Source organism: Pseudoroseomonas cervicalis (assembly GCF_030818485.1).
GTDB classification, from domain to species: domain Bacteria; phylum Pseudomonadota; class Alphaproteobacteria; order Acetobacterales; family Acetobacteraceae; genus Pseudoroseomonas; species Pseudoroseomonas cervicalis_A.
Map to the genome: position 1 here is coordinate 1242975 of NZ_JAUTAJ010000004.1, position 14234 is coordinate 1257208.

Sequence of the window (14234 nt, forward strand, 5' to 3'; positions counted from 1 at the left end):
CCGGAGCCTCCTCCTACCCCGCCGGGCGGCGCGGAGGCCAACAAAAAGCGCGGCGGGGTCGCCCCCGCCGCGCCGTGTCGGTCGCCGCCGCGGGGCTCAGGCCTCGGCCAGGGCCCGGCGCGCCATGACATTGACCAGATGCGCGCGATACTCGGCGCTGCCATGGATGTCGCTGTTCAGGTCGTCGGGCGATTGCTTCACCCCGGCAATGGCATCGGCCGACCAGTTGGCGGCGAGCGCCGCCTCCATCTCGGTCTGGCGGAAGACGCAGGCGGCGGCGCCATTGACCGCGACGCGCACGCCCTGCGGCCCCTTGGCCACGAAGACGCCGGTCATGGCATAGCGGCTGGCCGGGTTGCGCAGCTTGGCATAGCCCGCCTTCTCCGGAATCGGGAAGGAGACGGCGACCAGCAGCTCGCCCGGCTCCAGCGCCGTGGTGAACATGCCCAGGAAGAAATCATCGGCCGGGATGCTGCGCCGGTCGGTGATGAAGGTCGCACCCAGCGCCAGCGCGGCCGAGGGGTAGTCGGCAGCCGGGTCGTTATTGGCCAGGCTGCCGCCCAGCGTGCCGCGGTTGCGCACCTGGGTGTCGCCGATGCTGGCGGCCATCTTGGCGAGCGCCGGGATCGAGGCCATCACCAGCGGGTTGGTCGCCACCTCGAAATGCTTGGTCATGGCGCCGATCACCAGCGCATTGCCCTCCTGCTTCACGCCGCGCAGCTCGGCGATGGCGGAGAGGTCGATCAGCGCGGTCGGGCGGTTCAGCCGGTGCTTCAGCGCCGGCAGCAGCGTCATGCCGCCGGAGATCGGCTTGGCGTCCGGATCCTCGCTCAGCAGCTTCACCGCATCCGCGATGCTGGACGGCTTGTGGTAGGCGAAATCATACATCGCGCGCTTCCCTACTCGGCGGCCTGGGGCTGGCGCTGGGCCGCCCCCTTGCCATGGATGATGGACCAGATCTTCAGCGGTGTCGCGGGCATCTCGACATGGGTCACGCCATGGTCACGCAGTGCATCCACCACGGCGTTGATCACCGCGGGCGGCGAGCCGATGGCGCCGACCTCGCCGCAGCCCTTCACCCCGAGCGGGTTGTGGGTGCAGAGGGTGGTGGCGGTGGAGACGGCGAAGCCCGGCAGATCGGCCGCGCGCGGCATGGCGTAGTCGTTGAAGCTCGCCGTCAGCAGCTGGCCGTCGGCATCATAGGCGGTGTGCTCGATCAGCGCCTGGCCGATGCCCTGGGCCAGCCCGCCCTGGATCTGCCCCTCGACGATCATCGGGTTGATCACACGCCCGACATCGTCGCAGGCGGTGAAATTGACCACCGCGACCTCCCCCGTATCCGGGTCGATCTCCACCTCGCAGATATGGCAGCCGCCCGGATAGGTGAAGTTCTTCGGGTCGTAGAAGGCGGTCTCCTCCAGCCCGGGCTCGATCTCGTCGATCGGGTAGTTGTGCGGCACATAGGCCGCCATGCTGATATCGGTCAGCGTCTTGGCGCGGTCGGTGCCGGCGACGCGGAAGGTGCCACGGTCGAACTCGATATCCTCGACCGAGGCCTCCAGCAGATGGGCGGCGATCTTCTTCCCCTTGGCGATGATCTTGTCCATCGCCTTGACCATGGCCGCCCCGCCCACCGCCAGCGAGCGCGAGCCATAGGTGCCCATGCCGAAGGGGATCCTGCTGGTGTCGCCATGCACGATCTCGACCTGCGACAGCGGCACGCCGAGCTGCTCGGACACCAGCTGGGCGAAGGTTGTCTCATGCCCCTGGCCATGGCTGTGCGTGCCGGTGAAGACCGAGATGCTGCCCGTGGGATGGACGCGGATATTGGCGACCTCATAGAGCCCCGCCCGGGCGCCGAGCGAGCCCACCAGCTTCGACGGCGCGATGCCGCAGGCCTCCAGATAGGTAGAGATGCCGATGCCGCGCAGCTTGCCGCGCGCGCGGGCCTCGGCGCGCCGCGCCTCGAAGCCGGCATAATCGGCGGCCTCCATGGCGCCCTTCAGCGTCGCCTCGTAATCGCCGCTGTCATATTGCAGCGCGACCGGCGTCTGGTAGGGGAACTGGTCGGGGCGGATGAAATTGCGCCGGCGGATCTCCAGCCGGTCCATCCCCATCTCCCTGGCCGCGACATCGACCAGCCGCTCCAGCAGATAGGTGGTCTCCGGCCGCCCCGCGCCGCGATAGGCATCGACCGGCACGGTGGAGGTGAAGACCGCCTTCACCTGGCCATGGATCGCCGGCGTCCGGTAGACGCCGGCCAGCAGCGTGGCGCTCAGATAGGTCGGCACGGCGGGCGCGAAGGTCGAGAGATAGGCGCCCATATTGGCCAGCGTCGAAACCCGCAGGCCGAGGAAGGTGCCATCCTGGTCCAGCGCCAGCTCGGCGGTGGTGACATGGTCGCGGCCATGCGCGTCGGACAGAAAACTCTCGGTGCGCTCGGCGGTCCATTTCACCGGGCGCTTCAGCTGCGCCGCCGCCCAGGTGACGATCGCCTCCTCGGCATAATGGTAGATCTTGCTGCCGAAGCCGCCGCCGACATCGGGCGCCACCACGCGCAGCTTGTGCTCCGGCACCTTCAGCACGAAGGCGCCCATCAGCAGCCGGATGACATGCGGGTTCTGGCTGGTGGTGATGAGCGTGTGCTCGCCGCTATTGGGGTCGTAATCCCCCAGCGCCGCGCGCGGCTCCATGGCGTTCGGCACCAGCCGGTTGTTGGTGGTCTCGAAGCGCACCACCTTGTGCGCGCGGGCGAAGGCCGCATCGGTCGCCGCCGCGTCGCCGATCTCCCAGTCGAAGCAGATATTGTCCGCGGCGTCGTCATGCAGCGCGGCCGCGCCCGGCGCCAGCGCCGCCGCCATGGTGGAGAGCGCCGGCAGCGTGGTGTAGCGGACCTCGATCGCCTCCGCCGCGTCGCGCGCCTGCGCCTTGCTCTCGGCGATGACGACGGCGACCGGGTCGCCCACATGGCGCACCTTGCCGCTGGCGAGCACCGGGTGCATCGGCTCGGCCATCACCTTGCCGCCCTTGCCGGTCACCTGCCAGCCGCAGGGGATGCCGCCCAGCCCCGCCGCCTCGATGTCGCGCGCCGTGTAGATGGCGGCGACACCCGGCATGGCGGCGGCGGCCGCCGTGTCGATGCCGTCGATCCGCGCATGGGCATGGGGGCTGCGCAGGATCCAGGCATGCAGCTGGCCGGGACGGTTCATGTCGTCCGTGTACTGGCCGCGGCCGGAGAGGAAGCGCAGATCCTCCTTGCGCCTCACACTGGCCCCGATCCCCTCGAAGGGCAGGGTGACATTCATGGACTTCGCCTCCCAAGGCGTGTGTTCGGTGTCACGCCGGCCTTATGGCGGCCGGTCGCAGACGGGTCGCGGCGGCTTACTCGGCGGCGCGCGCCACCTCCGCCGCGCGGCCCTGCATCACCTCGGCGGCCGCGGCGATGGCCTTCACGATGTTATGGTAGCCGGTGCAGCGGCAGATATTGCCTTCGAGCCCCTCGCGGATCTCGGCCTCGGACAGGCCCTGCGGGTGCTTGTTCACCAGGTCGATGGCGCTCATCACCATGCCCGGGGTGCAGAAGCCGCACTGCAGCGCGTGATACTCGCGGAAGGCTTCCTGCATCGGGTGCAGCGTGCCATCGGCCGCCGCCAGCCCCTCGATGGTGGTCACCGACCCGCCATCCGCCTGCACCGCCAGGATGGTGCAGGACTTCACGCTCTCGCCATCCAGATGCACCACGCAGGCGCCGCACTGGCTGGTGTCGCAGCCGACATGCGTGCCGGTCAGGCGCAGCGTCTCGCGCAGTGCCTCGACCAGCAGCGTGCGTGCCTCGACCTCGATGCTGTGGCTCTTGCCGTTCACGGTCAGCGTGACTTGCGGCATGCCGCGTCTCCCCCATGCAGACGGCGCCGCGCGACGCGGCGTCCCTGGCGGGAAGGGTCATCCAAGCGGCAGCGGCCCGTCAAGCGGGGGCATGGTGAAGAACGGGTGCGATTCGATCGCGATTGAGATTTAGTCGCAAATGAAGTGCGACGCAAGCGGGCCGGAGAGGTTCCCCTCCCCGGCCCGCAGGATTCAGAAGCTCATGTTCTTTTTGAAAAAAGAACCAAAAACCTTCTTTCAGTTGGCGTCCCGCTTCGGGCCTGAGGCGGGACGCCAAACTGAAAGAAGTTCTTTTTCTTCAGAAAAAGAAGACTTTCAGCTCTTTAAACCATCTCCGGCAGGCTGCGCGCCAGCGGGTTCTCCGCCGCAGGGCGGTCGTGCAAATGGCAGGCCGCCCACTGCCCCGGCTCCGTCTGTTGCAGCTGCGGCTCGTCGACGCGGCAGCGGTCGAAGGCATAGGGGCAGCGGGTGTGGAAACGGCAGCCCTTGGGCGGGTTGATCGGGCTCGGCACATCGCCCTTCAGCACGATGCGCTGCCGCCCCGCCCCCGGCTCCGGCACCGGCACGGCGGAGAGCAGCGCCTCGGTATAGGGGTGCTTCGGCGCGCCGAAGAGCTGCCGGCGCGGCGCGATCTCGACGATCTTGCCGAGATACATCACCGCGACGCGATGCGTCATGTGCTCCACGATGGCCAGGTCGTGGCTGATGAACAGCAGCGCCAGGCCCAGCTCCTTCTGCAGATCCTGCAGCAGGTTGACGATCTGCGCCTTCACCGAGACGTCGAGGGCGGAGACCGCCTCGTCGCAGATGATCAGCTCCGGCTCGCCGGCCAGCGCGCGGGCGATGCAGATGCGCTGGCGCTGGCCGCCCGAGAATTCATGCGGCCAGCGATTCACCGCATCGCGCGGCAGCCGCACCGTGTCCATCAGCTTGGCCACGCGCTCGTCGAGGTCGGCGCTGTCCTTCGCCAGGCCGAAATTGCGGATCGGCTCGGCCAGCAGATCCTTCACCCGCATGCGAGGGTTCAGGCTGGAGAACGGGTCCTGGAACACCACCCCCATGCGCCGGCGCAGCGGCCGCAGCTTGCCCTGCGAGAGATCGTCGATGCGCTGCCCGTCCAGCACCACCTGGCCGGCGGTGGGCGGGAAGAGCCGCAGCAGCGCCTTGCCGACGGTCGACTTGCCGCAGCCGGATTCGCCCACCAGCGACAGCGTCTCGCCCTTCTCGATATGGAAGGAGACGCCGTCGACGGCATAGACATGGCCGGTGGTGCCGCCGAAGAAGCCCGCCTTGATCGGGAAGTGCTTCTTCAGGTCGTTCACCTCCAGCAGCGGGCGGCTGGAGCGGGAAGGCGCGCGATGCGCCGGATGGGTGCCCATGGTCATGCTCATGCGGCCACGGCCTCCTTCACCGCGTAGTGGCAGGCCGCGATATGGCCCGGCGCCTTCTCCTCGAGCCCCGGCGCGACCTCGCGGCAGAGCTCGGTGACATGCGGGCAGCGTCCGGCGAAGACGCAGCCCTGGATCTTCTGCTTCAGGCTGGGCACCAGGCCGGGGATCTCGGCCAGCCGCTCGGTCTCGCCGGTCAGCGAGGAGCCGAGCTTCGGCACCGCACCCAGCAGGCCCTGGGTGTAAGGGTGCTTCGGCGCGCGGAACAGCTCCGCCACCTTCGCCTCCTCCACCTTGCGGCCGGCATACATGACGATCACCCGCTCCGCGACCTCGGCGACCACGCCGAGATCATGGGTGATCAGCACGATGGCGGCGCCGACGGTGCGCTTCAGGTCGCGCATCAGGTCGAGGATCTGCGCCTGGATCGTCACGTCGAGCGCGGTGGTCGGCTCGTCGGCGATCAGCAGCTTCGGATTGCAGGCGAGCGCGATCGCGATCATCACGCGCTGGCGCATGCCGCCCGAGAGCTGGTGCGGATATTCCTTCACCCGCTTGGCCGGCGCGGGAATGCCGACCAGCGTCAGCATCTCCACCGCCTTGGCCTCGGCCTGGCCGCGGGAGAGGCCCTGATGTAGGCGCAGCGCCTCGCCGATCTGCTGGCCGATGGTCAGCACCGGATTCAGCGAGGTCATCGGCTCCTGGAAGATCATGCTGATCTCATTGCCGCGGATGGCGCGCATCTCGCGGTCCGAGACCTTCAGCAGGTCCTTGCCATTGAAGCGGATGGAGCCGGCGATCTTGCCCGGGGGTTCCGGGATCAGCCGCAGGATCGACATGGAGGTGACGGATTTGCCGCAGCCGGACTCGCCCACGATGGCGACGGTCTCGCCCGCCTCCACCGAGAAGGTGAGCCCGTCGACGGCGCGGTTCACGCCGCCATCGGGGGTGCGGAAATGCGTCTGCAGGTTTTCGACTTCGAGCAGGGCCATGGTCTTACACCCGCTTCGCCGCGCGCGGATCGAGCGAATCCCGCAGGCCGTCGCCCAGCAGGTTCACCGCCAGCACGGTGATGGAAAGGAACACCGCCGGGAAGAAGACGATGTAGGGCTTGACCTGCCAGAGCGCCCGGCCCTCGGCCATGATGTTGCCCCAGGACGGGATGATCGGCGGCGTGCCCGCGCCGATGAAGGACAGGATCGCCTCGGCGATCATGGCGCTGGCGCAGATATAGGTCGCCTGCACCGTCATGGGCGCCAGGGTGTTGGGCAGGATGTGGCGCCAGATGATCACCGGCGTGCGGGTGCCGGAGGCGATGGCGGCATCGACATAGGGCTGCTCACGCAGCGACAGCACCACGCCGCGCACCAGGCGGGAGACGCGCGGGATCTCGGCGATGGTGATGGCCAGGATGACATTGCCGACCGAGCCGCGGGTCAGCGCCATCAGCGCGATGGCCAGCAGGATGGAGGGGATCGACATGATGCCGTCCATCACCCGCATGATGATGCTGTCGGCCCAGCGGACGAAGCCCGAGACCAGGCCGATGGCCAGCCCGATGATGGAGGCGAAGAAGGCGACGCCGAAGCCCACCTGCAGCGAGACGCGGGTGCCGTAGAGCACGCGGCTGTAGACGTCGCGCCCCAGCATGTCGGTGCCGAACCAGAAGCGCGCCGAGGGGTCGCGGGTGCGCATGGCGGGCGCCAGCGCCGTCGGGTCCTTGGTCCACAGGAAGGGCGCGAAGACCGCGACCGCCAGCATCAGCAGCAGCAGGAAGCCGCCGATGGCGATGGTCGGATGGCGCAGCAGATAGCCCAGCACACCCTTGCGGGTCTTCTTCTGCGCCATGATGTCCGGCATGGACGGCGCCACGGCGACGTCCTGCGGCGAGACGCCCCCCGGGGGCAGGATGGAGGTGCTCAATACCGGATCCTCGGGTCGAACAGGGTGTAGCTGAGGTCGATCAGAAGATTGACCAGCACGTAGACGAAGCTGAACAGCAGGATCACGCCCTGGATGACCGGGTAGTCGCGGCGCAGGATGGCATCCACCGTCAGCCGGCCGAGGCCGGGGATGGCGAAGACGCTTTCCGTCACCACCGCGCCGCCGATCAGCAGCGCGACGCCGATGCCGATGACGGTGACGATCGGCACCGCCGCGTTCTTCAGCGCATGCACGAAGAGCAGCGTGGTCTGCCCGGCGCCCTTGGCGCGCGCCGTGCGGATGTAGTCCTGCTGCAGCACCTCGAGCATGGTCGCGCGCGTGATGCGGGCGATCAGCGCGATATAGACGCCGCCCAGCGCGATGGCCGGCAGCACCAGGTTGGACAGCCAGGGCCGCACCCCCTGGGAGAAGGGCGTGTAGCCCTGCACCGGGAACCAGTCGAGCTCGAGCGCGAAGTAATAGGCCAGCAGATAGCCCACCACGAAGACCGGCACCGAGAAGCCGAGCACGGCGAAGGCCATGACGCAGCGGTCTATCCAGGAGCCGGCCTTCCAGGCGGCGACCACGCCCATCGGCACGGCGATGGTGACGGCCAGGATCAGGGTGACGATCATCAGCGACAGCGTGGGCTCGATGCGCTGGGCGATCATCCGCGTCACCGGGAGATTGGTGAAGATGGAGACGCCGAGGTCGCCCTGCAGGATGCGGAAGACCCATTCGCCGAAGCGCACCAGGAAGGGCCGGTCAAGGCCCAGGCTGGCGCGGATCCGCTCCACATCGGCCGGCGTGGCCTGGTCACCCGCGATGACCGCCGCCGGATCGCCGGGGGCGATGTAGAGCAGGCTGAAGACAAACAGGGCGACGATCGCCATCACGGGGATGGTCGCCAGGACACGTCGGACGATGTAGGCGAACATGCTCTTCGATCAGCTCTTGGAGACGCCCCAGAAGAACGGGATCGGCGCCTTGACGACACCGCTCACATTCCTCCGCCAGGCCTGGTAGGAGAGGAAGAAGCCGGTCGGCCCGTACAGGCCGAAATTCATCGCTTCCCGGTTCATCTTGGCGATCGCCGCTTTCTCGGCCTCCATGTTGGGTGCGGCAAACCACTCGTCGCGATAGGCTTCGAGCTGGTCGTTCTTCGGCCAGCCGAACCAGGCGCCATCGCCATTGGCGCGGATCGCGGTGTAGGCGGCGGGGTTGAGGCAATCCGCCCCCGCATGCCAGGTGTGGAAGATGTGCCAGCCGCCCTGGCCGGGCGGGTTCTTCATGGCGCGGCGGCTGCCGACCGTGCCCCAATCGGTGGCCACGAAATCGACATTCATGCCGATGCGCTTCAGCAGATCGGCCGTGACATCGCCGAAGGCCTTGGTGATGGGCTGGTCCTGCGCCACCAGCAGGGTGATCGGCTCGCCCTTGTAGCCGGCCTCGGCCAGCAGCTTCCGGGCCGCGTCATAGTCGCGCGCGCCCTTCATGATCTCGCCGCCCTCCTCGGTGTAGAGCGGCGTGCCATGGGTGAAGAAGGAGGGGTTGGCCTTCCACAGCGCGTTGTCGTCGCCGACCAGCGCGCGCATGTAATCCTCCTGGCTCAGCGCCATCAGCACGGCGCGGCGGGCGCGCGGGTCGTTGAAGGGCGCGTGCAGGTGGTTCATGCGCAGGCTGCCGATATTGCCGAGCGGGTCGGCGATGTCGACATTGACGTTGCGGTTGCGCCGCAGCAGCGGCACCAGGTCGCTGATCGGGTTCTCCCACCAATCGACCTCGCCATTCTGCAGCGCAGAGGAGGCCGTGGCCGGGTCGGGCATGATCACCCATTCGACGCGGTCGACCAGGACCCGCTTGCCGCCGGCCATCCAGTCCGCCGGCTCCTCGCGCGGCACATAGCCATCGAATTTCTGGAACACGGCGCGGGCGCCGGGCACCCATTCCTCGCGCACGAAGCGGAAGGGGCCGGAGCCGACATATTCGCTGATCTGCTGGAACGGGTCGGTCTTGGCGATGCGCTCCGGCATGACGAAGCTGCAGGGCGCGTTGTTCTTGGCCAGCGCCAGCAGCATCTTCGGATAGGGCTGCTTCAGCGACCAGCGGAAGGTGCTGTCATCCACCGCCACCAGCTCGTTCTGGATGGCGCGGATCATCTGGCCCATCGGGTCGCGCACCGCCCAGCGCGCCAGGCTGGCCACCGCATCCTTGGCCAGGACGGGCGTGTTGTCGTGGAACCTCAGGCCGGAGCGCAGCTTGAAGGTCCAGGTCAGCCCATCGGCGGAGACCTCCTCGCTCTCCACCATCTGGCGCTTCGGCTCGAGCTTCGAATCGAGGCCGTAGAGCGTGTCCCAGACCAGCATGGCGGCGTTGCGCACGACATACTGGGTGCCCCAGACGGGGTCGAAATTGGCCAGGTTGGCCTGCGGCACGAAGCGCAGCGTGCGCGCGGCGGCGCCCTGCGCCAGGGCGGGCGCGGACAGCCCACCCACCAGGCCGCCGCCGAAGGCGCCCAGGGCGCCACCGCCTGCGGCCAGCTTCAGCAAGGACCTGCGTTCGATCGTCATACCCTTCTCTCCCGTCCAGCGGCCGTGCCGCCTGCTCCCGTTTGCCGCGGCCCTGTCCCGCGGCGTTCCCTGTATCCCCGGCACATTGCGTGCCACTCGCCGGCCTTTGCGGCCGTGCCTGATTGAGGGAGCCGGTTTCGACGAACCGGTCCCGGCGCGGCCGGGGTGAACCCCGATGGGCCGCGCGGGGGCCCGCCCCCGGTCATTGGCGCCAGCATCGGGCGGATCGCGCTTCTGTTCAAGGAAGCGTGGCGCGGCGCCGCCGCTTTCCCGCCGCCGATCGCCCGGCACGACGCCCTGTCCCTGCCATGTCCCGCCGGCCGGCGCCTCCGGCATCGCTGCGCGATACCGCGCCCCGCGCCGGCTTTGTTGCGTCCACGAACCATGTTGCCGGCAAAGCTTCCAGCCGGGCGCTGCGGAGTTTCGCGCGGCACCCGGCCCGCCCCCTCAGGCGCGCCGCAGATTCCAGAACAGCGCGAAGCCTGGCACACGGTCCACCAGCGCCCGCTTATGCGCGGTGTTGGTGTAGTAGGCACCGATCGGCACGAAGGGCAGCTCCTGCATGGCGACGACCTGCATCTCGGCGGCGATCCGCTTCTGCTCGCCGAGATCGGCGGCCTCGAACCAGGAATCGCGCAGCGTCTCCAGCCGCTCGCTGGTGGGCCAGCCGGGCCAGCCGCCCAGCCCATTGCCGCGCAGCGGGAAATGCCCGGCCGGATCGGCGAATTCGAAGGAGGAGAAGGTGGTCAGCACGGTCGACCAGCCGCCCTTCTCCACCGGCTCGCGCGAGGTGCGCCGCTGCACCGTGCTGCCCCAGTCGGTCAGCACCACATCGAGGTTGAAGCCCAGCCGCCGGTAGAGATCGGCGCAGACCTGGGTGATGGCGGTGGGCGCCAGGATGTCGGTCGGGCCGATCAGCCGCACCGGCTGGTTGGCGTAGCCGGCCTCCTTCAGCGCGGCCTTCGCGCGCTCGAGGCTGCGCGGCCCCTGCAGCGGCTCCAGCCCGGCGGCGGTCGCGAGCGGCGTGCCGGGGGTGAAGACACCGACATTCTCCACCCAGTCGCCGGGCTCGGGGCCGACGATGCTGGTCATGAAATCCGCCTGGCTGATCGCCGGCAGCAAGGCGCGGCGGATCGCCGGGTCGTTGAAGGGCGGGTGCAGATGGTTGAAGCGCAGCACACCGACATTCGGCAGCGGATCGATCTTGTCCACCACCAGGTTGCGGTTGCGCCGCAGCAGCGGCTGCAGCTCCGGCGGCGGCTGCTCCACCCAATCCATCTCGCCGCTCTGCAGCGCCGCGGCGGCGGTGGAGGGGTCGGTGATGATGTGCCATTCGACGCGGTCGAAATGCACCCGCTTCGGCCCCGCCGTCAGGCTCGGCGCCCCGACCGGCGTCGGGCTGTAATCCGGGTTGCGCTCCCAGGCCATGAAGCTGCCGCTGTTGTACTCGTCGGCCTTGAAGCGGAAGGGGCCGGAGCCGATCGCCTCCTTCACCTGCTGGAACGGGTCGGTGCGCGCCAGCCGCTCCGGCATGATCACCGGCGCCGGCGAGGCGGCGGAGCCCAGCGCGTGCAGCAGCCGCGGGAAGCGCCGCTTCAGCCGGAACACCAGGCGGCGGTCATCGGCGGCGGAGAGCTCGTCGACCACCGTCTCCAGCTTCTGGCCGACCGGGCTGCGCTTCATCCAGCGCGCGAGGCTCGCCACCACATCGGCGGCCCGCACCGGCTCGCCATCATGGAAGCGCAGGCCCGGGCGCAGCGTGATGGTGACGCGCCGCCCCTCCTCCTCGAACACCGCGCCCTCGGCCATCTGCGGCTGCGGCTCGAAACCCGCATCGGTGCCGTAGAGGCAGTCATAGACCATGTAGCCATGGTTGCGGGTGACGGTCGCGGTGGTCCAGATCGGGTCCAGGCTGGTGAGGTTGGCCTGGGGCACGAATTTCAGCACCCGGCTCGCGGGGGTCTGGGCGATCGCGAAGCGTGGCAGAGCGCCAAGGCCGGCGCCGGCGAGGCCAAGCCCCGCGCCGGCGCCCGCCAGCAGGCTGCGTCGTTTCATCCTTCGTCTCCCGATGCGGGGCCGGCGGATCTTTGCCTGCACGGACCCGTGAAGTCTCCGGGGGCGATGGAACCGCAGCGCGGGTGGTCCCTGCAAGCAGCTTCACGGCACAAAAAAGCGGCCGGGAGGGGCTCCCGGCCGCGCGCATGCCTTATTGCGGTGCAGAACGCTCAGCTGCGTTGCACGTTCCAGAACATCGGCAGGCCCTTCAGCACGCCGGTCAGGTTGCGGCGATAGGCCCAGGCCTGGAAATACTGGCCGAGCGGCAGGTAGGGCACGTCCTGGAAGGCCTGAAGCTGGATCTGCCTGGCCAGCTCCTGCTGCGCCGGCAAATCGGGCGCCTCGAACCAGGCATTGCGCAGCTCCTCCAGCTTCGGCGCGGTGGGCCAGCCGAACCAGGCGGCCTGGCCATGGCCGCGCAGCGCCTGCTGCACGCCGGGATTGGCCATGTCGAGCCCCGCCCAGAAGGTGAAGAACATGCTCCACCCGCCCTTGTCCGGCGCCTCCTTGCTGGCGCGGCGCTGCACCACGGTGCCCCAGTCGGTGGAGACGAATTCGACATTGACGCCGCATTTCTGCAGCATGTCATTGCCGACCTGCGCCAGCGCGTTCAGCGAGGGGAAGTCGGAAGCCGCGATCAGCACCACCTTCTCGCCCTTGTAGCCGGCGGCGGCCAGCTCGCGCTTGACCTTGTCGTAGTCGCGCTCGCTGGTCAGCACCTCCATGCCGGCATCGCTGGCCAGCGGGGTGTCGGGGGTGAAGATGCCGACCTTGTCGCGCCACAGGCTGGTGTCGGTGCCGATCACCGCCGTCATGAAATCGGCCTGGGTGACGGCGCCGAGCAGCGCGCGGCGGATCGCCGGGTTGTTGAAGGGCGGGTGCAGGTGGTTGAAGCGGGCGATGCCCATCAGCCCCGTCGGGTCCTGGATCTCCAGGTTGACGTTGCGGTTGCGGCGCAGCAGCGCCTGCAGGTCGCCCGGCGGCTGCTCCCACCAATCCGCCTCGCCGCTCTGCAGCGCGTTCGCGGCGGTCGCCGCATCCGGCATCACATGCCATTCGATGCGGTCGAAATTCGCCCGCTTCGGGCCGGAGGTCCAGCTGACCGGCCCGTCCTCGCGCGGGACATAGTCGGCGAAGCGCTCATAGACGATGCGCGCGCCCGGCACCCGCTCATCCTGCTTGAAGCGGAACGGGCCGGAGCCGATCATCTCGCGCACCGCGACCGCGGCGTCGGTGCGGGCGATGCGCTCGGGCATGATGAAGCAGACCGGCGAGGCCGGCTTGCCCAGCGCCTCGAACAGCAGCGGGAAGGGCTTCTTGAAGCGGAAGCGCAGGGTCTTGTCGTCCGGCGCCGAGAGCTCGTCCAGCACCGAGACCATCACCTGGCCGAGCGCGTCGCGCTTGGCCCAGCGCTGGATGGAGGCGACGCAGTCGCGCGCCCGCACCGGCTCCCCGTCATGGAACTTCATGCCGTCGCGCAGCGTCATGGTGACGAGCTTGCCGCCATCCTCGACGACATGGCCCTGCACCATCTGCGGCTGCGGCTTGTAGTCCTGGTCGAAGCCGTAGAGCGTGTCCCACACCAGATAGCCGTGGTTGCGCGACACATAGGCGGTGGTGATGATCGGGTCGGCCACGGCCAGATCGGCCTGCGGGATGAATTTCAGCACGCGCTGCGCATTGCCCTGGGCGATGGCGAAACGCGGCAGCGCGCCGGCGGCGGCCAGCCCGGCCGCGGCGCCCAGCATTTGGCGTCGGAACATGATCTTGGTCTCCCCGGGAGCTTCGCCCTGTCTCAGCCGCAGAGGGAAGCCGAGGCCCCGGTGCCGCGCAAGGGGGGAAAACGGCCGCTTGGCAGGCTGCCGGCCCGCGCCTATGCCGCCGGCATGGACCCGACCGCCCCGCCCCGCCCCGGCCATCGCCGCCTGCCCGCCCGGCGCGCCGCCCTGGCCTGGCTGGCGGGCTCCGGCGTGGCGGGGCAGGCGCTGCGCTTCGGCATCGTCGGCGCCAGCGGCGTGGTGGTGGACACCGCCATGCTCTACCTGGCGCTGGGGCTCGGCGCCGGGCTGTATGGCGGGCGGGTGCTGTCCTATCTGGTGGCGGCCAGCTGGAACTGGGCGCTGAACCGGGCCTGGACCTTCCGCCAGGCGCGCAGCGCCCCGGCCGGTCGGCAATGGGCGCTGTTCCTGCTGGTCAATCTGGGCGGCTTCGCCCTGAACTATGGCTGCTACGCGCTGCTGGTGGGCTTCTGGACGCTGGCCGCGGCGCATCCGGCCATCGCCGTGGCGGCCGGGGCGCTGGCCGGCATGGCCGGAAACTTCCTGGCCAGCCGGCATTTCGTCTTCCGCGCCCCGCGCGGGTAAGCAACTCGTCAGCAAAGCGGAAGAAACTCCACCCTCGGGGCTTGGTTACA

The 14234-nt window shown here is 69.1% G+C and carries 11 protein-coding genes; 1 reads left to right on the plus strand and 10 read right to left on the minus strand.

What is annotated here, in order from left to right:
* Positions 1 to 96 precede the first annotated feature (96 nt).
* From QE401_RS09675 to QE401_RS09720, 10 genes are all read right to left on the minus strand, one after another.
* Positions 97 to 888, minus strand: a complete 792-nt coding sequence (locus tag QE401_RS09675; RefSeq protein WP_307138000.1) for an FAD binding domain-containing protein — start codon at positions 886 to 888, stop codon at positions 97 to 99.
* Between the two features lie 11 nt (positions 889 to 899).
* A complete protein-coding gene (locus QE401_RS09680) occupies positions 900 to 3305 on the minus strand; it encodes a xanthine dehydrogenase family protein molybdopterin-binding subunit (protein ID WP_307138001.1) in 2406 nt (801 codons plus the stop codon).
* A 76-nt stretch (positions 3306 to 3381) separates the two neighbouring features.
* Positions 3382 to 3885, minus strand: a complete 504-nt coding sequence (locus QE401_RS09685; RefSeq protein WP_007002410.1) for a (2Fe-2S)-binding protein — start codon at positions 3883 to 3885, stop codon at positions 3382 to 3384.
* Positions 3886 to 4208: 323 nt separating this feature from the next.
* A complete protein-coding gene (locus tag QE401_RS09690; RefSeq protein WP_307138002.1) occupies positions 4209 to 5276 on the minus strand; it encodes an ABC transporter ATP-binding protein in 1068 nt (355 codons plus the stop codon).
* On the minus strand, positions 5273 to 6265 hold the full coding sequence (locus tag QE401_RS09695; RefSeq protein ID WP_307138003.1) for an ABC transporter ATP-binding protein: 993 nt from the start codon (positions 6263 to 6265) through the stop codon (positions 5273 to 5275). Before QE401_RS09695 ends, QE401_RS09690 begins: the two co-directional genes overlap by 4 nt.
* Positions 6266 to 6269: 4 nt before the next feature.
* Positions 6270 to 7196 carry an ABC transporter permease gene (locus tag QE401_RS09700; RefSeq protein WP_307138004.1) on the minus strand — a complete coding sequence of 309 codons (927 nt, stop codon included), beginning with the start codon at positions 7194 to 7196 and terminating at the stop codon, positions 6270 to 6272.
* Entirely contained in the window at positions 7193 to 8134 is a 942-nt protein-coding gene (locus QE401_RS09705) for an ABC transporter permease (protein WP_307138005.1), read from the minus strand. Before QE401_RS09705 ends, QE401_RS09700 begins: the two co-directional genes overlap by 4 nt.
* 9 nt (positions 8135 to 8143) lie before the next feature.
* Positions 8144 to 9766 carry an ABC transporter substrate-binding protein gene (locus QE401_RS09710; protein WP_307138006.1) on the minus strand — a complete coding sequence of 541 codons (1623 nt, stop codon included), beginning with the start codon at positions 9764 to 9766 and terminating at the stop codon, positions 8144 to 8146.
* A 447-nt stretch (positions 9767 to 10213) separates the two neighbouring features.
* Complete coding sequence (locus QE401_RS09715) at positions 10214 to 11821, minus strand: ABC transporter substrate-binding protein (protein ID WP_307138007.1); 1608 nt, start codon at positions 11819 to 11821, stop codon at positions 10214 to 10216.
* Between the two features lie 170 nt (positions 11822 to 11991).
* Positions 11992 to 13584 carry an ABC transporter substrate-binding protein gene (locus tag QE401_RS09720; protein WP_307138008.1) on the minus strand — a complete coding sequence of 531 codons (1593 nt, stop codon included), beginning with the start codon at positions 13582 to 13584 and terminating at the stop codon, positions 11992 to 11994.
* A 123-nt stretch (positions 13585 to 13707) separates the two neighbouring features.
* Between QE401_RS09720 and QE401_RS09725 the strand changes: the two genes are divergently transcribed.
* Positions 13708 to 14184 (plus strand): GtrA family protein, encoded by a 477-nt coding sequence (locus QE401_RS09725; RefSeq protein ID WP_307138009.1) that lies wholly within the window; start codon positions 13708 to 13710, stop codon positions 14182 to 14184.
* Positions 14185 to 14234: the final 50 nt, after the last annotated feature.

What these genes read in the sequence shown, in the direction of transcription:
- QE401_RS09720 (WP_307138008.1), bottom strand. Translation starts at nt 13,584, where the DNA reads ATGTTCCGACGCCAAATGCTGGGCGCCGCGGCCGGGCTGGCCGCCGCC.
- QE401_RS09680 (WP_307138001.1), bottom strand. Translation starts at nt 3,305, where the DNA reads ATGAATGTCACCCTGCCCTTCGAGGGGATCGGGGCCAGTGTGAGGCGC.
- QE401_RS09705 (WP_307138005.1), bottom strand. Translation starts at nt 8,134, where the DNA reads ATGTTCGCCTACATCGTCCGACGTGTCCTGGCGACCATCCCCGTGATG.
- QE401_RS09710 (WP_307138006.1), bottom strand. Translation starts at nt 9,766, where the DNA reads ATGACGATCGAACGCAGGTCCTTGCTGAAGCTGGCCGCAGGCGGTGGC.
- QE401_RS09715 (WP_307138007.1), bottom strand. Translation starts at nt 11,821, where the DNA reads ATGAAACGACGCAGCCTGCTGGCGGGCGCCGGCGCGGGGCTTGGCCTC.
- QE401_RS09685 (WP_007002410.1), bottom strand. Translation starts at nt 3,885, where the DNA reads ATGCCGCAAGTCACGCTGACCGTGAACGGCAAGAGCCACAGCATCGAG.
- QE401_RS09690 (WP_307138002.1), bottom strand. Translation starts at nt 5,276, where the DNA reads ATGAGCATGACCATGGGCACCCATCCGGCGCATCGCGCGCCTTCCCGC.
- QE401_RS09675 (WP_307138000.1), bottom strand. Translation starts at nt 888, where the DNA reads ATGTATGATTTCGCCTACCACAAGCCGTCCAGCATCGCGGATGCGGTG.
- QE401_RS09695 (WP_307138003.1), bottom strand. Translation starts at nt 6,265, where the DNA reads ATGGCCCTGCTCGAAGTCGAAAACCTGCAGACGCATTTCCGCACCCCC.
- QE401_RS09725 (WP_307138009.1), top strand. Translation starts at nt 13,708, where the DNA reads ATGGACCCGACCGCCCCGCCCCGCCCCGGCCATCGCCGCCTGCCCGCC.